Origin of the sequence: Nonomuraea fuscirosea, assembly GCF_003001935.1 — a bacterium.
GTDB classification, from domain to species: Bacteria; Actinomycetota; Actinomycetes; order Streptosporangiales; family Streptosporangiaceae; genus Nonomuraea; species Nonomuraea fuscirosea.
The window spans coordinates 28,669-46,020 of the sequence record NZ_PVNG01000030.1 but is presented as its reverse complement, the minus strand read 5'-3'; the positions used below and the strand labels follow the sequence as shown (position 1 = coordinate 46,020).

12 protein-coding genes are annotated in these 17,352 nt (G+C 72.3%); 6 read left to right on the top strand and 6 right to left on the bottom strand.

Annotated features, from left to right (window positions below):
• Window position 1: 1 nt before the first annotated feature.
• A complete protein-coding gene (locus B0I32_RS48660) occupies window positions 2–1,129 on the bottom strand; it encodes a PP2C family protein-serine/threonine phosphatase (protein ID WP_245956626.1) in 1,128 nt (375 codons plus the stop codon).
• Window positions 1,130–1,606: 477 nt separating this feature from the next.
• On the opposite strand from B0I32_RS48660, the gene B0I32_RS56970 reads away from it, so the two are divergent.
• From B0I32_RS56970 to B0I32_RS48635, 5 genes are all read left to right on the top strand, one after another.
• Window positions 1,607–4,438, top strand: a complete 2,832-nt coding sequence (locus tag B0I32_RS56970; protein WP_146178584.1) for a lantibiotic dehydratase family protein — start codon at window positions 1,607–1,609, stop codon at window positions 4,436–4,438.
• Window positions 4,439–4,720: 282 nt separating this feature from the next.
• Complete coding sequence (locus B0I32_RS48650) at window positions 4,721–6,460, top strand: ABC transporter ATP-binding protein (RefSeq protein WP_106251414.1); 1,740 nt, start codon at window positions 4,721–4,723, stop codon at window positions 6,458–6,460.
• Entirely contained in the window at window positions 6,457–8,229 is a 1,773-nt protein-coding gene (locus B0I32_RS48645) for an ABC transporter ATP-binding protein (protein WP_106251413.1), read from the top strand. Before B0I32_RS48650 ends, B0I32_RS48645 begins: the two co-directional genes overlap by 4 nt.
• A gap of 182 nt (window positions 8,230–8,411) precedes the next feature.
• Window positions 8,412–9,239 (top strand): NAD-dependent protein deacetylase, encoded by an 828-nt coding sequence (locus B0I32_RS48640; protein WP_106251411.1) that lies wholly within the window; start codon window positions 8,412–8,414, stop codon window positions 9,237–9,239.
• Window positions 9,240–9,335: 96 nt separating this feature from the next.
• Window positions 9,336–9,713: a YchJ family protein gene (locus B0I32_RS48635; RefSeq protein WP_106251567.1), complete on the top strand. Its 378-nt coding sequence runs from the start codon at window positions 9,336–9,338 to the stop codon at window positions 9,711–9,713.
• Window positions 9,714–9,837: 124 nt separating this feature from the next.
• Here the strand turns inward: B0I32_RS48635 and B0I32_RS48630 are convergent, their stop codons facing one another.
• From B0I32_RS48630 to B0I32_RS48610, 5 genes are all read right to left on the bottom strand, one after another.
• Complete coding sequence (locus tag B0I32_RS48630; protein WP_106251409.1) at window positions 9,838–10,668, bottom strand: SAM-dependent methyltransferase; 831 nt, start codon at window positions 10,666–10,668, stop codon at window positions 9,838–9,840.
• 428 nt (window positions 10,669–11,096) lie between these two features.
• Complete coding sequence (locus B0I32_RS48625; protein ID WP_219912403.1) at window positions 11,097–12,092, bottom strand: LacI family DNA-binding transcriptional regulator; 996 nt, start codon at window positions 12,090–12,092, stop codon at window positions 11,097–11,099.
• Entirely contained in the window at window positions 12,089–12,970 is an 882-nt protein-coding gene (locus tag B0I32_RS48620) for a carbohydrate ABC transporter permease (RefSeq protein WP_106251407.1), read from the bottom strand. Before B0I32_RS48620 ends, B0I32_RS48625 begins: the two co-directional genes overlap by 4 nt.
• Window positions 12,970–13,854 carry a carbohydrate ABC transporter permease gene (locus B0I32_RS48615; protein ID WP_106251405.1) on the bottom strand — a complete coding sequence of 295 codons (885 nt, stop codon included), beginning with the start codon at window positions 13,852–13,854 and terminating at the stop codon, window positions 12,970–12,972. Before B0I32_RS48615 ends, B0I32_RS48620 begins: the two co-directional genes overlap by 1 nt.
• Window positions 13,851–15,170: an ABC transporter substrate-binding protein gene (locus tag B0I32_RS48610; protein ID WP_106251404.1), complete on the bottom strand. Its 1,320-nt coding sequence runs from the start codon at window positions 15,168–15,170 to the stop codon at window positions 13,851–13,853. Before B0I32_RS48610 ends, B0I32_RS48615 begins: the two co-directional genes overlap by 4 nt.
• Window positions 15,171–15,361: 191 nt before the next feature.
• Here B0I32_RS48610 and B0I32_RS48605 point away from each other — a divergent pair, with 191 nt between their 5' ends.
• Window positions 15,362–17,347, top strand: coding sequence for a beta-galactosidase (locus tag B0I32_RS48605; RefSeq protein ID WP_106251403.1), 1,986 nt, complete (start codon window positions 15,362–15,364; stop codon window positions 17,345–17,347).
• The last annotated feature ends 5 nt before the right edge of the window (window positions 17,348–17,352 follow it).

Sequence of the window (17,352 nt, the reverse complement as noted above, 5' to 3'; positions counted from 1 at the left end):
GCTATCCGGGAGGCGGTTCCGGCCTGCGGAGCGTGAGGATCGCGATGTCGTCGCGCGGCGCGGTCCTGGTGAACTGCCGCAGATCGGCGCCGAGCACGGCCGCGAGCGCGCCGGGCGGGGACGGGGCCCACTCGCGCAGCCGCTCCTCCAGCGGGTAGAAGGCGCCGTGCGGGTCGCGCGCCTCGGTGACGCCGTCGGTGCACAGCAGCATCGTCGCGCCCCTGGGAAAGGCGAACCGGGTGATCCGGCGCGGCTCGTCCGTCAGCGACGCCACGCCGAGCGGCACGTCGGGCTCGCCCAGGTCGGCCTGCCAGGCGTCGCCGTGCCGGATGACGAAGGGCGCGATGTGGCCGCAGTTGACCGCCTCGACCGCCGGATCGTCGCCGAGCTCGTGGCCGATGTCGAGCACCAGGGCGGTGACCAGCCGTTCGGGCTCGCCGGTGTGGGCGGCGAAGAAGTTCTGCCTGATGACGGAGTTCTCCATGGCGGCCACGACGCCGGTGAGGGTCTCCTCCCGGTAGGCCGCCTCCCTGAACGATCCGAGCACCGCCAGCGCCGTGCCGATCGCGGGCAGCCCCTTGCCCTGGACGTCGGCGATGAGCACGCGGGTGCCGTTCCTGGAGGGGGCGACCTCGTACATGTCGCCGCCCACCATCGTGTCCTCCTCCACCGGCTGGTAGAGGCCGTCCACCAGCACGTCCGCGGTCCGCAGCGGCAGCGGGCGGACGATCTGCCGCTGGAGTGCGGCGGCGGCGGAGCGCAGCCGGTGCACCTCCTCCTCGCGCCGCACGCGGAAGCGGCAGCCGACCACGCTCACCACCCCGAACAGCGCGGTGAACCCGGCGGCCAGCGCGATGTCGTCCCACGCGCCGCGCAGGTAGGCGCCGGTGACGACCTCCACGCAGACCACCCAGACGGAGGCGACGGCGGTCTGCCACACCGCGCCGAGCCCCGAGACGATCGCCGGCAGGAAGATCAGCAGCGGGAACAGCCGGACCGCCGTGCCCGTGGTCAGGTCGAGCACCACGATCACCAGGGTGACCAGGACCAGTCCTACGAAGAACACCGGCGCGCGCAGGCGCCGTCCCTCCCCGCTCCGCCGCTCCGTGCGCAGCACGTCTTCCGTCACCCGCTCACCTCCCATGCTCCTCGCGCTCGTGTCACCTTCTATCAGCCTGTTTCGCCGTTCCCGCGCGCTGGCACGCGCCTTTGACCCCACCTTGCCCCGGCGTGAAGGAGAACGCGCCGGCGTCATTTCGCATGGGGGTGCGAAAAAGGAGGTCGCGGTCGTCGCGGTAATGGCGTTAATTCGCCGATGCTGAATTCGTTCCCTGTGCTTCTCCGTGGGTTTCGGGTGTCTTCTTCATGTTGATCTAGGCAGATGATAGCTCTCCGTACTGCAAGGATCCGGTTCTTGGCTACAGAAGGTGAGCAGAGCTGTCCATTATGACGAGTCTTGTTCGGATTTAACGTAAATTTTCTCCTGGGGCGGCGGGCTCTTATTTTCTTCTCATCCGGAAACTCATTGACAGAGAATAACGATCTTGTAAATATCTGAGTTGGGGCGGGGTGCGGGAATTCGGGCCACGAAAGGGAGCTGTTCCATATGGGCATCGAACACGACTGGACCCTGCTGCCGGCCGTGGTCGTCCGCAGCGCCGGGTTTCCGTGGGAGCTCGTCCTGTCCCTCGCCCATCCGAGGGCGGCGGGGGCGGCCGCGGCGGTCGTCCGGCTGGAGCGCAGGGCACTCGGCCTGCTCGCCGGCGCGCCCGGCGCGCGGACCGGCGGCCACCGGGAGCGGGACGGGCGGCTGCCGGGCGGCCTGCGCGGACGCCTGCGCACCCTGCGCCCGCTGCCGGCCGGCACACCGGGGCCCGACGGGTGGGTGGCGGCGTGGAACGAGGTGACCGGGCTGCTGGAGGAGGCCCGGCTCACCCTCGCCGGCCTCGCCTCCTCGGACGCGGCGCTGGCCAGGACGGCCGTGGCCGGGCTCATGGGCGACGAACGTTTCCTCGACGCGCTCGTGTGCGACGAGCCGGCCCTCTACCGCGACCTGCGGCGCGGGGCGAAGGGCGGCAGGACCCGCCGGCAGCTCGCCGCCCGCCTCCAGCGGCTGGCGGCCTCGTGCGAGACGACCGGCTGCTACGGGCCCATCGGCTACGGCACCGTCGAGCCCGGTGCCGCCGGCGGCTACACCTGGAAGGGGCACCGCGAGCTCACGCGACGGGTGGCCTACCCGGCCGCGCGGGTGACCGAGGCGCTGCAGCAGCGCCTCCTGGCCGACCCCGGCCTGGTGGCCGGGCTGGTGCCACGGCGGACGACCTGGACGGGGGAGGCGCACGACGGGGCCGCCTTCGCCGCCCACTGCGACGGGCGCCGCACACTGGCCGAGATCGCCGAGGAGACCGGCACGGGCATGGAACGGGCTTCGGCGGCGCTGGCCGTGGCGGTCCGGCGCGGCCTGCTCACCCACGACCTCTGCCCGCCCGCCACCGTCTGCGACCCCTTGAGCTGGCTACGCGACCGCCTGGCCGCCAAGGGCCTGCGCCCCGGCCGCCTTTCGGCGGTGAAGGGCTTCCGCCGCGCGCTCGCCTCGGGCGCGGACGTCTGCGAATGCGGCCTCACCGCCGACCCGTCCCCCGACGGCCGAGCCACCACGAGACCATGGGGCGCCCCGGCCTCTGGCGGCCGAGGTGCCACGGGCGGGCGGAGGCCCGTCGGGGGTGATGCCGGATGTTCTGCGGACGGGCCGGTTTCCGGCGTTCGGGGTGCTGCGGGCTCTGCGGGTGGCCGAGGGGCTGACGCCGCTGGTGCCGTGGATTCCGTGGACGGGGCGGGGGCTGATGCTGGTGGGGAGGGGGCCGGTGCGCGGGGGGTGCGCGGGCGGGGGTTCGTGGTGCCGGCGGATGTGCCCGTACAGCGGGAACGGGTTCTCATCGGTGGCCGGCCAGGGGGTGAACCGCCGCCGGCGCGGCGCGTCGAGGAGATCAGCGAGCTGCTCGGGCAGTACCCGGCAGCCTCGCCGGACGTGAAGCTGGCCGTACAGCGCCGGATCGAGACGCTGACCGGCGCCGGCCGGCGCGACGAACGGCCGGTGGTGCACGAGGCCGCCGCCGGCACGCTGCGGGTCACCGCCGGTGGCGGGCTGGCGGCCGACCTGCGCGGCCGGGTGCCCCGGGTGCTCGACCTGCTCGCCGAGGAGGCCGAGCTGACCAGGACGCGCACCAACCGGCTGGTGGCAGGGCGGCTCGGCGCGGGCACGTTCGAGCTGGCCGAGGCGCTGCGGGCGACCGGCGACCTGCGGATCGACCACAGCGACAGGCTCTCCCGGCGCATCGCCGCCCTCGTGCGCGACGAGCCGGCCGGGGTCCGCTCGCTCGACCTCGCCGGTCTGCTCGACGAACCCGTCCCGCCCGCCGTCCCCGTGCTCTGCTCGGCCGATGTCATGGTCGCCGCCGCCTCGCTGGAGGCGTACGAGGAAGGAGTCACCCCGCTGATCCTCGACCGGCTGCACGACTCGGTCCTGCTCACGCCGTGGGCGGCGCAGTTCCACGAGGACGGCGCGGCCTGCCTGGCCGGGCGCGACGCGGAGATCAGGAGGGCGCTGTCCGGCTGCACCGTGCTGAACGTCATCAGCCACCGCTCCGGCGGCGCGCCGCCGACCGAGCTGCCCGGCCCCGTGCTGGAGCTCGGCGGCGCGACCGCCGATCCTGGGCGGCGGCGGATCGGGCTCGACGAGCTGTACGTCCACAGCGACGGCCGGCGCGCGATCCTGTACGCCAAGGGCACGAAGGAGCCGCTGCTGCTGCACAACGGCGAGCACGACACCGCCCTGCACACGGCACTCGCCCTGCCCAGAATCCGCCTGCCCCGGCTCGGCGACCTGCCCCGCGTGCCTCGGCTGACCTGGGACAACGTCGTCATCTCGCGGCGGCGCTGGCAGGTGGGACGGGCCTCGTTCGAAGCGCTCGGCCTGGCCGACGACGACCGGGGGCTGCTGGTGGCGGCGGCCCGGCTGCGGCAGGTCCACGATCTGCCCGCCGCCTTCTACGCCCGTTCAGGACGGGACCGCGAGCCCTTCTACGTCGACACGCGCTCGCCCGCGCTGCTCGAAGGGCTGGCCCGGCTGGCGTCGGCGACCGATCGCGTCACGATGACGGAGGTGCTGCCGGGGCCGGACGAGTGCTGGCTGCGGGACGGCGACCAGCGGTTCGCCGCCGAACTGCGCTGCGTGTACCTGCGCCCGGCCGGCGACGCCTCCAACGGTCACGCCGGTCACGCACGTTCGACTGCCTTCACCGGTTCCCCGGCCGACACTTCCACCGGCTCTCCGGCTGGCGTTCCCGCCGACCCGCCGAACGGGCGCGCCTCGCAGGCGGCCGGTGGTGCCAGGTCGCGGTCGGCGCACCCCTACCCCTGGCCCGGGGCGGACGGCTGAAGGACTCGCCCGTAAGTTCCCCGGCGCCGTGCCCCTACCCCCGGACGACGCCGCTGCTCGACCCGAGGCCCGACCCCGCGGACACCGGTGATCCCCTTGAGAACCCGGTGCCGGCGACCGCCGGTCCTCACGGGTGAGCGGAAAAGCGGTTGCCGGGGTGCGGAGGAGGCTGGTGTAATCCCGGGCTGAAGCAGTTCAGCACCCCGAGGAGGCCCGCGATGCGGGAAGCGTTCATGTTCCCCCAGCTCAGCGAATCCTCCTATGCAAAGGGCATGACGCTTCTTGAGACCGTCCGACTCCAGGACCTCATCCTCTGACCTCTCCCTCCTCCGCCTCCTGCGCCCCGGACGGCGGCAAAGCGCCGCGCTGGCCGCGGCCGTCGCCGCGGCGACCGCGCTGCCGCTGGCCGCGCCGCAGATCACCAGGCGCTTCGTCGACGACGCCATCGCCGGCGCGAGCATCCGCCACCTGACACTGATCGCGCTCGGCTACCTCGGGCTCGCCGCCGGAGGCCAGGCGGCCCGCATGCTGACCGCGTGGCTGGCCAGCCGGCTCGCCTGGGACGGCGCCAACCGCCTGCGCGAGCGGCTCACCGAGCACACACTCGGCCTCGACCTGGCCTTCCACGGCCGGCACACCCCCGGCGAGCTGATCGAGCGGGTGGACGGCGACGTCGTCGCGGTCGGCGACTTCGTGGTGGCGTTCCTGCTCGACGTCGTGGCCGGCGTGCTGCTGCTGGCCGGCGTGGTCGCCGTCGTCTTCACCGTCGACTGGCGCATCGGGGCCGTGCTGCTGGCGTACTGCCTGCTCATCGGGTACGGCATGGTCAGGGCGCAGCGCCTGGCCGTCCCCTCGGCGGCCGGCTCCCGCGCCGCGAACGCGACCCTGATGGGCGTACTCGAGGAGCGCCTCGCGGGCGCCGAGGATCTGCGGGCCAACGGCGCGGGCGAGCACACCGTACGCCGGTTCCACCAGACGAGCGCAGCCGTCCTGCGCGCCGAGCGGCACGACGCCCGCATCGGCACCACCCTGCTGGCGGGCACCTCGGTGGCCTTCGCCGCCGGGACCGCGATCATGCTTGCGCTGGCGGCCTGGACCATGGAGACCGGGGCGCTCACGGTGGGCACCGCCGTGCTGCTCTTCCAGTACACACTCATGGTGCGAGCGCCGTTCGAGCGGCTGATCGACCAGATCAGGCAGTACCAGGCGGCCCTGGCCGGGCTGTCCCGCATCGCGGGACTGCTGGCCGAGCGCCCGTCGCTGATCCCCGGCACCCGGCCGCTGCCCGCCACCGGGCCGCTAGGCCTGCGCCTCGACGGCGTCGGGTTCTCCTACCCCGGCGACGACGAGCAGGTGCTGTCCGGGATCGACCTCACGCTCGCGCCCGGGGAGACGCTCGGCCTGGTCGGGCGGACCGGCAGCGGCAAGACCACGCTGGGCCGGCTCGTCCTGCGCCTGCACGACCCGGTCGAGGGGACCGTGCTAGTCGGCGGCCTGGACCTGCGCGAGGCCGACCCGCGGTCGCTGCGGGCCAGGATCGGCGTGGTCACCCAGGACGTCCAGCTCTTCGCGGCCAGCGTCAGGGACAACCTCACGCTGTTCCGGCCCTCCCCAGGGGACGAACGGCTGCGCGCGGCGCTCGCCGCGGCCGGGCTCGGGGAATGGGCGGACGCGCTGCCCGACGGGCTCGACACCGAGCTGCGTACCGTGTCCGCCGGGCAGGCGCAGCTCCTCGCGTTCGCCCGCGCGTTCCTCGCCGATCCCGGGCTCGTCGTGCTGGACGAGGCGTCCAGCCGGCTCGACCCGGCCACCGAGCGCCGCATCGAGGACGGCGTCGCCCGGCTGCTGCGCGGCCGGACCGGCGTGATCATCGCGCACCGCCTGTCGTCCCTCGCCAGGGTGGACAAGATCGCGGTGCTCGACCACGGCAAGATCGTCGAGTACGGCCGCCGCGCCGACCTCGCCGCAGACCCGCACAGCCGCTTCGGCCGGCTGCTGGACCTGGCGGGGGTGAGCCGATGAGGCCGGTGACGCGGGTGGCCACCCGGCTGGCCACGTTCGACCTGCGCCGGTACGTGATCGGAGCGCTGCTGTGGCTGCCGGTCCACGTGATCCCGCTGGCCGGCGGGCTCGTCCTGCGCGAGGTCTTCGATCGGATCAGCGGCCATCAGCCGGCCGCCCTGGAGGCGACGCTGTGGTGGTGCGCCGCTTTCGTGGGGGTCGAGGTCGTGCGCGGGGTGGTGATCACGGTCGCGTGGACGTACGGCGTCTACTGGTGGACCGCCGCCGCGACCCTGCTGCGCGGGAACGTCCTGCGCTCCGTCCTCACCGCGCGCGGCCCCGCCGCCGCCCGGCTGCCGCACTCCTCCGGCGAGTCCGTGGCACGGATGCGCGACGACGTGGCCGACGCGGTGGACTTCACCGACGAGAGCGTCAGCCTGGCGGGCACCACGCTGTTCGCCCTGGCCGCCGTGCCGATCATGGCCGCGGTCGATCCCCTCGTCACGTTCGTGCTGGTGCTGCCGATGATCGCGGTCGGCGTGCTGAGCAGGACGATGCGGCGGACGATCGCGCGGCTGCACCGGCGGGCCCGGCTGCTCGGGGCGGCCGTGACCGCGTACGTGGGGGAGGTGTTCGGCGGCGTACTGGCGATCAAGACCGCCGGCGCCGAGGACGCGGCGCTGGAGCGGCTGCGCGAGCACAACCGGCGGCGGCGCGACGCCGCCGTCAGGGACCGGATGGCGACCGACCTGCTCGACGCGGCGACCACCACGACCGTCGAGCTCAGCATCGGGCTCGTCCTGCTGCTCGCCGCGCCCGCCATGCGCGGCGGCGACTTCACCGTGGGCGACCTCGCGCTGTTCACCAGCTACATCGGCTGGCTCACCGCGCTGCCCCGGTCGATCGGCACCCTCCTCTACCGGCTGCCGCAGGCCGCGGTCGCGACCGAGCGGCTCAGCGCGATGATGGCGCCGCACGAGGACGCCGCCGACCTGGTCAAGGGCACCGACGTGTGGCTGCGTCGCGACCCGCCGCCCGCCGCGACCCCGCCGCCGCACGCCGACCGGCTGCGCGTGTTCGAGGCGCGCGGGGTGAGCGTGCGCGGGGTGCTGCACGACGTCGGGCTGCGCGTCGAGCGGGGCTCGTTCACGGTCGTGACCGGGGCCGTGGGGGCGGGCAAGACGACCCTGGTACGCGCCCTGCTCGGGCTGCTGCCGCTGGACGAGGGCACGATCTCGTGGAACGGCGTCCCGGTCGAGGATCCGGGCACGTTTCTCGTCCCCGGGCGGACGGCGTACGCGGGCCAGGTCCCACGGCTATTCTCCGCTGAACTCGGCGAGAACCTGCTCCTCGGCCGGGCCGGGGACGCCCGGCGGGCGCTGGAGCTGGCGGCCTTCGAGCAGGACCTGGCCGAGATGCCCGCCGGGCTGGACACGCTCGTCGGGCCGCGCGGGATGCGGCTGTCCGGCGGGCAGGCGCAGCGGGTCAGCGCCGCCCGCGCCCTCGTACGAGATCCGGACCTGCTGGTCGTGGACGACCTGTCGTCGGCGCTGGACGTCGAGACGGAGCGGCTGCTGTGGCAGCGGATCGCCCGGAACGGCCCGGAGACCGTGCTGGTCGTCTCCCACCGGCAGGCCGCCCTCGAACGCGCCGACCAGGTGATCGTCCTGGACCGGGGGCGGGTCGCCGGGCGGGGGCCGCTGGCCGAACTGCTGGAGACGTGCCCGGAGATGCGACGGCTCTGGCACGCCGAGCTGATCGCGGAGGCGGAGGAACGAACGGGCGACTGACCCTCGGGCGACGTGACCCGTGGACGGCTGATCCACGGATGGCTGTTCTGCGGACGATGGAACCACGGACCGCCGGGGCACGGGCTGCTCGGGATGTGGGCCGTTCGAGATGTGGGGTGGTGGACGAGGTTGTCGGTGGGAGGGGGCACCATGGATCTGTGACAACAAGCATCACGCCGAGCATGACCGGGGTCGCGGAGCTGGTCGAGCTGGTCTCCAGGGGTCGGGTGGCCGTGCTCAGCGGGGCCGGGCTGTCGACCGAGTCGGGGATTCCCGACTACCGGGGGCCGACAGGGCGGGCCAGGCGGGCGGAGCCGATGACGTACCAGCGCTTCGTGGGCAGTGCCGAGGCGCGGCGGCGCTACTGGGCGCGCAGTCACGTCGGCTGGCGGCAGATCGGCCTGGCTCAGCCCAACGACGGTCACCGGGCGGTGGCCGAGCTGGAGCGGCGCGGGCTGCTGGCCGGCATCGTCACCCAGAACGTGGACGGCCTGCACCAGGCGGCCGGCGCCCGCCAGGTGATCGAATTGCATGGTGGGCTCGACCGTGTCGTGTGCCTGTCCTGCCGCGAGCGCACGCCGCGCGCCGAGCTGGAGCGGCGCCTGCGCGCGGCCAACCCGGACTGGGAGGCGGCGGCCGGCCAGATCAACCCCGACGGTGACGCCGTGCTGACCGACGCCCAGGTGGCCACGTTCCGCGTGGTCGACTGCACGGGCTGCGGCGGGCTGCTCAAGCCGGACGTCGTCTTCTTCGGGGAGAACGTGCCGGGGCCGCGCGTCGACGAGTGTTTCGCGGTCGTGGGCGGGGCGCGGGTGCTGCTGGTGCTCGGGTCGTCGCTGGCGATCAGGTCGGGGCTGCGGTTCGTGAGCCGGGCGGCGGCGCTCGGCATCCCCATCGCGATCGTCAACCAGGGCCCGACCGGCGCCGACGCCGACGCCACGCTCACCGTGGACGCCCCACTGGGCCCGACCCTGACCCACCTCACGACCCAGCTCACGACCCCCACCTGACCGGCTCCACGGCGGGGTCGCGGCCACGAGGCCGTGGGGCTGGTGGTGGTGCGGAGGGGTGGCACCGGGGTGTCGAGGCCAGGGGAGAATGGGGGCATGGCTCCTCGTGCGTGTCCTTGCGGTCTGCCCGGTACCTACCAGGACTGCTGTGGCAGGCTTCATCGCGGTGAGGCTGCTGCCGCCACCGCCGAGCAGCTCATGCGGTCACGGTTCAGCGCGTTCGCGGTCGGGGACGAGGCCTACCTGCTGCGCAGCTGGCTGCCGTCCGCTCGACCGGCGGGGGCCGTACAGGATCGGCGGGTGAAGTGGACGCGGCTGGAGGTGCTGGACAGCAGCGGGGGCAGTGTCGTGCACACCGAGGGCACCGTGCGCTTCCGCGCCCACTACCTCGACCGCGGCCGGCCGGGGGAGATGGAGGAGAACAGCAGGTTCGTCCGGTACGAGGGCCGCTGGGTCTACGCGGGTGCCCTGTAGCGCCTCACTGCCTGGGACCCGCCGGGGCGTGACTTGCTGTGGTCGTCTGGGTGTCATGGCCTGCGGCGGCCGTTGTGTCACGGTGTGCGGTGTCCGGGCGGCAGGGTATGCGGCTGGGCGGGCTTTACGGTTTGCGGCCGACGGCTCCTACGAAGGTGTGGTAGGTGATGCCGGGTTCTGCGCGGTCGTTGGTGTCGGGGTGCCATTCCGGTAGGGGGACGAGGCCGGGTTCCACCAGGTCCAGACCTTCGAAGTAGGTCAGGATCTCCTCGGTGGTGCGCCAGCGGCCCGTGCCCAGGGTTTCGTTGAAGATCTTCTCGGCTGCGTACGCCTGCTTGGAGACCTCGGGAAGGGCCGCGCCGGGGTTGTGGAAGCAGGAGACGGCCAGGTGGCTGCCCGGTGCCAGGCGGGCCATCAAGGCGCGGATGATCCCGGCCGGGTCGTCGTCGTCGGCCAGATGGTGCAGGATCGCGAACATGAGCAGGCCCACCGGCTGCTCGAAGTCGATGACCCGCCGGATCTTCGGATGGTCCAGGATCCGGTCCGCCTCGCGTACGTCGGCTTCGACGACCGTAGTGGTGTCGTTCACGGCGAGCAGGGCGCGGGCGTGGACCAGGACGGTCGGGTCGTGGTCGACGTAGACGACGCGGGTGTTCGCGGCGGCCGACTGGGCGATCTCGTGCACGTTGCCCTGGGTGGGCAGGCCGGAGCCGAGGTCGACGAACTGGCGGATGCCGGCCTCGGCGGCCAGGTAGCGGACCACGCGCCCGAGGAACTCGCGGTTGGCGCGCCCGGATTCGCGGGCGTCGGGGGCGATCTCGAGTGCCTTCTGCGCCATCAGGCGGTCGGCCTCGTAGTTGTCCTTGCCACCGAGCATGTAGTCGTAGACGCGGGAGACGTTGGGCTTGGTGGTGTCGATGCCCGCCGGGCCCCGCTCCCGCTCGTTGTCGGCCACTGTGGCTCCTTCGGGGAACGTCAGCTCGCATGATCGTACTGCCGGAAAGTGCGGAAATTTCGGGAAATGGGGGTGGGATAAGCGTGGGTCATTAGAGCACGAAAGCGTAGGCGCGGGAAGGGATCGCGACGCTCGCCCTCCGATCCGCCCGAGTGGGGGGCGAGATCGTGATTGGGGTGGGGGAGAGCCCGTGATTGGGGCGGGGAGAGGGCCCGTGATTGGAGTGGGGAAGAGGACCCGGTGGAGTGGGCGACGGGGTGGGGGAGAGGGCGCGACGAGGGTGGAGAAGGGCCCGGTGGAGTGGGAAAAGGGACGCGACGGGGACGGGGACCAGGGAAAGGGTGCGACCGGATGGGAAAGGGACGCGACGGAGCGGGGGAAAGGGTGTGGCGGGGGGGGGGAGGGGGCGCGACGGGGGTGTGAGGTGGTCAGGCGGAGGCGCGGATCACCAGTTCGGTCGGCAGGATCACCGGGTCCACCTGCTCGGCCCCGTCGATGAGTTCCAGCAGCAGCCGCAGCGTCGCCTGTGCCATCTCGGCCAGCGGCTGGCGGATCGTGGTCAGCGGCGGATGGGTCGAGAGCGCCACCGAGGAGTCGTCGAAGCCGCCCACCGCCACGTCGTCCGGCACCCGCCGCCCGGCCGCCCGCAGCGCCGCCAGGGCACCGGCGGCCATCAGGTCGGAGGCCACGAAGACGGCGTCGATGTCGGGCGTGCGCGCCAGCAGCTCCGTCATCGCCCGCTCGCCGCTGGCCTGCGTCCAGTCGCCGTGGGCGATCAGTTTGGAGGTGGCCCGGCGGCCGAGGACGTCGGTGAAGCCCTCCAGGCGCTGGATGCCGCCCGGCGTGTCCATCGGGCCGGTGATCATGGCGATGCGCCGGCGGCCGAGCCCGACGAAGTACTCGGTCATCTGACGGGCGCCGAGCCGGTCGTCCGCGGTGGCGTACGGGATGACGTTCTCGCGGCCGATGACGGCGCCGCAGGAGACGGCGGGCGGGCCGCTCTGCAGCGCGTCGAGCAGGGGGTCGCCCGCGTGCGTGGAGACGAGCAGCACCCCGTCGGCGTGGCCGCCGCGCACGTAGCGCACCACGCGCTCGCGGTCGGCCTCGTCGCCCGCCATCATCATCACCAGCGACAGGTCGTGCTCGGCCAGCATCCGGATCGCCACCCGGATCAGCGTGCTGTAGTTGGGGTCCTCGAACAGCTTCTCGTGCGGCTCCGACATGACCATGACGACGGAGCCCGTGCGCTGGGTGACCAGGCTGCGGGCGGCGCGGTTGACCGTGTAACCGGTCTCGGAGATGGCCCGCTCGATGGCCACCCGCGCCTTCGGGCTGACGTACTTGTCGCCGTTGAGCAGGCGGGACACCGTGCCGCGGGACACGCCCGCGGCGGCGGCGACATCATGGATGGTAGGGCGCTTCACTTGACGGCTCCGGAAGACAGGTCGGTCTTCCAGTATCGCTGCATCGTGAGGAAGAGCGCGATCAACGGCACGATCGACAGGAAGGCGCCGGTCAGGATCAGGTTGTACAGGGTGGGCTGGTTCGCGCCCGCCGCCAGCAGCGTGTAGAGGCCGACCGTGAGCGGGAACTTGCCGTCGTCGCCGAGCATGATGAACGGCAGCAGGAAGTTGTTCCAGATGGCCACGAACTGGAACAGGAAGATCGTCACCATGCCCGGCACCATGAGCGGCATGGCCACCCGCCGCAGCAGGTGCCACTCGCCGGCGCCGTCGATGCGCCCCGCCTCCAGCAGGGAGTCGGGGATCGCCGCGGCGGCGTAGATGCGGGCCAGATAGATGCTGTACGGGTGCAGGATCTGCGGCAGCAGCACGGCCCAGTGGCTGTCGGCCAGGCCGATCTTGGAGAAGAGCAGGTACTGCGGGATCGCCAGCACCACGGCGGGCACCAGGATGCCGCCGATGAGCAGGTTGAAGATGACGTTCCGGCCGGGGAAACGGTATTTGGCCAGCGCGTACCCGGAGACCGCCGAGACCGCGGTCGACAGCAGCGCGCCCCCGCCCGCGTACAGCAGCGTGTTGCCCGCCCAGAGCCAGAACACCCCGTCCCGGTAGGCGAACAGCTCCCCGACGTTGTCGAAGAAGCCGGTGCCGAAGGAGAGCGTCGAGGTGCTGAACAGCTCGCCGGGCGACTTGGTCGCCGCGATCAGCACCCAGGCCACGGGGAACAGGCAGTAGAGCGCCCCGACCAGCAGCAGCGCGGTCGGCGCCAGCCCGGCCGGCCCCCTGGAGCCGGCGCGGGCGCGGCGGCGGTGTGCGGTGGCGGCGGTGACCGTGGCCATCAACCCTCCCCGAAGGCGCGGTTGCGGACCACGCGCAGGAACCCGAACGACAGGACGAGCGAGATCGCCGCGATGACGATCGAGGTGGCGGCGGCCGAGTACAGGTCGCCGGTGACGAAGGCGTCGCGGTAGACCTTCATGAGCGGGCTCCACGTGGAGCTGATCGTGTTGGTCAGCGGGCGCAGGGTGGTGGGCTCGGTGAACACCTGGATGGTCGCGATGATCGAGAACACGGTGGTCAGGATGATCGCCGGCGTCAGGATCGGGATCTTGACCCGGACGGCGATCTGGAACTCGGAGGCGCCGTCGAGGCGGGCGGCCTCGTACAGGTCGCGGGGGATGGCGCGCAGCGTGGTGTAGAGCACGAGCATGTTGAAGCCCACCCCGCCCCACACCGCCACGTTCGCCATGGAATAGGTGATGGTGCTCGCGCCCAGCAGGTCGACGTCCAGGACCTCCCGGATCGGGCTGAGCGAGGGCAGGTAGAGGAAGCCCCAGAGCAGGGTGGCCGCCACGCCCGGCACCGCGTACGGCAGGAAGATCGCGATCCGGGAGAAGCGGGCCAGCCGCACCCGCGCCGAGTCCAGCAGCAGCGCGAACAGCAGCGCCAGCCCCAGCATCACGGCCAGCACGAGCGCGCCGTAGCCGAGCACCCGCAGCCAGCCCTGCCACAGCTCGGCGTCGGCCAGGGCGGCGGCGAAGTTGTCGAACCCGACGAACACCTCCGTGCGCGCCCCCCGGCCCAGCCCCAGCCCGGAGACCTTGGTCCTGCGCATCGCCAGGTAGACGGTGTAGCCGATCGGCACCGCGAGGAACAGGGTGAACAGCACGATCGCGGGCGTCAGGAAGAGGTACGGCCACATGCCCCTCTGCGAGCGCTTCATGACGCGAGCTGGAAGCCGGCCTTGCGCATGTCGGCGACCGTGGCGTCCTGCATGGATTGGATCGCGGAGCTGAACGGCGTGCCCGACTGCAGCGCCTTGTCGAAGCCGTCCTTGAAGGCGTTGTACGTCACGCCGACGTTGGGCCCGAAGGTGAAGCCGCGGGCGCCGGCGGAGACGGTGGCGGCCTGCTGCCAGAAGTCGGGCTGGTTGGCGAAGTAGTCGGGGGCCGCGCCGAGCGCCGACTGGGCCTTGGTCGCGGCCGGGTAGATCGCGGCCTCCTTGACCAGCAGCTCGATGGCGGCGGGGTCGGTGTTGAGCCAGGTGGCGAACTGGGTGGCGGCGGCCTTGTTCGGCGTCTTGGCCGAGACGGCCGTGGACGAGCCGCCCCAGAAGCCGCTGAAGCTCTCGCCCGCGTTCCACTGCGGCAGCGGCGCGACGGCCCACTTGCCCTTGCCCTTGGGGGCGTTGCTGGACAGCACGCCCGGCGCCCAGACGGCGGACGGCCAGGTCAGCAGCTTGCCGTCGTTGAGCGCCTTGTTCCATTCGGGGGTGAAGAACGGCATGTCGTCGATGACGCCCTCCTTCACCAGGCCGCCCCAGTAGTCGGCGACCTTCTTGGTGGGCTCGTCGGCGATGGCGACCTTCCACGACTCGCCGTCGATCGACCACCACTGCGCCCCGGCCTGCTGGGCCAGCCCTGTGAACGCTCCCGGATCCTTGCTGGAGAACGTGCCGAGGTAGGCCTTCGGATCCTTCTTGCGCAGCTGCCTGGCCGCCTCGCCGTACTCCTGCCACGTCGCCGGCACCTTGAGCCCGTGCTTGTCGAACAGGTCCTTGCGGTAGAAGAGCATCATCGGGCCGCTGTCCTGCGGGATGCCGTAGACGGCGTCGGTGCCCAGCGTCACCAGCTTCCACAGGCCCTCGGTGAACTCGCCCTTGATCGCGTCGGTCTCGGCCTTGACGTCGGCGACCGCGTCGGCGGCGATGAAGGACGGGAGGTGCTGGTACTCGGCCTGCACCAGGTCAGGGGGATTTCCCGCCTTCGCGGCGGTGAGGTACTTGGCCGCCGCGTCGTCGCCGCCGGCCTGCTTGCTGACCGTCACCTGGATGTCCGGGTGGTCCTTGTTCCAGACGGCGGCGATCTTGTCCATGTTCGGGGCCCACGCCCAGTACGTGAGCTTCACCGGCCCCTGGGGGGCGGCCGCAGGGCTCCGCGCCGCCCCGGTGCTCTCGGCGGCGGGCTCACCCGACCCGCAGCCGGCGAGGGCGGCCGTGAGGACGACGGCCAGGGCTGCTCCAAGGCGGTTGGCGCGCATTGCGTACCTCCAGATGGTTCTGTGAACGTGCACAGAGTGGAACAGCCCGGAAACACCCGTCAAGGGGTCGTTACGTTCTCGTTAATGTCCTGGAGGGTCCGCCTATCGGAGGAAATTTCCGCCTGCTAGTTCCCCACGCCGTCGAGTGAGCCATACTGTGCACGTTCACAGAAGTTTTCCAAGGGGGATGGATGTATCCGGAGCGTCCTGCCGGAATCGCCTATGGCGGCGACTACAACCCGGAGCAGTGGCCGCGCGAGGTCCTGGAAGAGGACGTGTCCCTGATGCGCGAGGCCGGGGTCAACCTGGTCAGCCTCGGCATGTTCTCGTGGGCGCTGATGGAGCCCGAGCGGGGGCGCTACGCGTTCGGCTGGCTGGACGAGGTCATCGACCGGCTGCACCGCGCCGGCGTGGCCGTCGACCTGGCCACCCCGACCGCGGCCCCGCCCGCCTGGCTGGTGGCCGAGCACCCCGACGTGCTGCCGGTGACCAGGGAGGGCCTGCGGATCGGGTTCGGCGGCAGGCAGAGCGCGTGCTCCAGCGCCCCCGCCTTCCTGGAGGCGACCGCGCGGCTGGTGCGGGCGGTGGGCGAGCACTACCGGGGCCACCCCGCCGTGGTCATGTGGCACGTGCACAACGAGTACGGCGCGCCGCTCGGCGAGTGCTACTGCGAGCACAGCGTGGCCGCCTGGCGGAGCTGGCTCGAAGCCACCTACCAGGAGATCTCCGCGCTGAACGAGGCGTGGGGCGGCACGTTCTGGGGCCAGACCTACACCGACTGGTCCCAGATCGACGCCCCCCGCGCCAACCACACGGTCGTCAACCCGGCCCAGCGGCTCGACTACGCCCGCTTCAGCGACGGTCAGCACCGCGCGCACTACGCGCTCCAGCGCGACATCCTGCGCGAGGTGGCCCCCGGCGTGCCGGTGACCACGAACTTCGCCGGCACCGTCAACTGCAAGTCCACCGACCTGTGGCAGTGGGCCCGCGAGCTGGACGTGATCGCCAACGACCACTACCTCCAGGCCGAGCGGCCGGACAACCACATCGACCTGGCCATGTCCGCCGATCTGGCCAGGTCCGTGGCGGGCGGCGAGCCGTGGATGCTGATGGAGCACTCGGCCGGCGCGGTCAACTGGCAGCCGCGCAACCTCGCCAAGCGGCCGGGGGAGATGCGCCGCAACAGCCTCGCGCATGTGGCGCGCGGCTCGGACAGCGTGCTGTTCTTCCAGTTCAGGGCCTCGCGGTTCGGGGCGGAGAAGTTCCACTCCGGGATGGTGCCGCACGCGGGCGCGGACTCCGCGCAGTGGCGCGAGGTGGTCCGGCTGGGCGCCGACCTGCGTCGGCTGGCCGGGGTGCGAGGGAGCCGGGTCCGGGCCGAGGTCGCGATCGTCTGGGACTGGGAGTCGTACTGGGCGCTGGAGCTGGAGTGGCGGCCGTCGGTGGACCTGACGTTCAGGGAGCGGGTGGACGCCTTCTACGAGGCGTTGTGGCGGGAGCACGTCACGGTGGACTTCGTCCACCCTTCCGCTGATATTTCGGGGTATCGGGTGGTGGTCGCGCCCAGCTCGTACCTGCTGACCGAGGCCTCCGCCAAGAACCTGCACCGGTACGTGGAAGCGGGCGGCAACCTGCTGGTGTCGTACTTCTCCGGCATCGTGGACGAGCACGACGCCATCCACCCCGGCGCCCACCCGGGGGCGCTGCGCGAGCTGCTCGGCCTGTCGATCGAGGAGTTCCACCCCCTGCGCGCGGACGAGACGGTGGAGCTGACCGGCGGCGGCGCCGCCCGGATCTGGTCGGAACGGGTCCGCCCCGCGGGCGCGACCACGCTGCGCGGCTTCGCCTCGGGACCCGACGCCGGCCACCCCGCCTTCACCCGGCACGACCTGGGCGCGGGCGCCGCCTGGTACCTAGCCACCGCCCCCCTCACCGGCCTGCGCGACCTGCTCGCCCAGGTGCTCGGCCACGCGGGCGTCTCCCGCCCGCACGGTCTCCCCGACACCCTCGAACTGGTGCGCAGGGGCGACCACCTCTTCCTGATCAACCACGGCGACCAGGCCGTCACGGTCGAGGGGGTGAGCGGCGTGAACGTGTTCGACGGCGTACGGCACGACGGGCCGGTCACCGTCGCGGCCGGAGAGGTCATGGTCGTCGTGCCGACCCCCCAACCCTAGGGAGA

Coding starts and splice junctions, on each gene's coding strand:
- B0I32_RS56970 (WP_146178584.1), top strand. CDS start 1,607: ATGGGCATCGAACACGACTGGACCCTGCTGCCGGCCGTGGTCGTCCGC.
- B0I32_RS48645 (WP_106251413.1), top strand. CDS start 6,457: ATGAGGCCGGTGACGCGGGTGGCCACCCGGCTGGCCACGTTCGACCTG.
- B0I32_RS48640 (WP_106251411.1), top strand. CDS start 8,412: ATGACCGGGGTCGCGGAGCTGGTCGAGCTGGTCTCCAGGGGTCGGGTG.
- B0I32_RS48635 (WP_106251567.1), top strand. CDS start 9,336: ATGGCTCCTCGTGCGTGTCCTTGCGGTCTGCCCGGTACCTACCAGGAC.
- B0I32_RS48620 (WP_106251407.1), bottom strand. CDS start 12,970: ATGGCCACGGTCACCGCCGCCACCGCACACCGCCGCCGCGCCCGCGCC.
- B0I32_RS48615 (WP_106251405.1), bottom strand. CDS start 13,854: ATGAAGCGCTCGCAGAGGGGCATGTGGCCGTACCTCTTCCTGACGCCC.
- B0I32_RS48610 (WP_106251404.1), bottom strand. CDS start 15,170: ATGCGCGCCAACCGCCTTGGAGCAGCCCTGGCCGTCGTCCTCACGGCC.
- B0I32_RS48605 (WP_106251403.1), top strand. CDS start 15,362: ATGTATCCGGAGCGTCCTGCCGGAATCGCCTATGGCGGCGACTACAAC.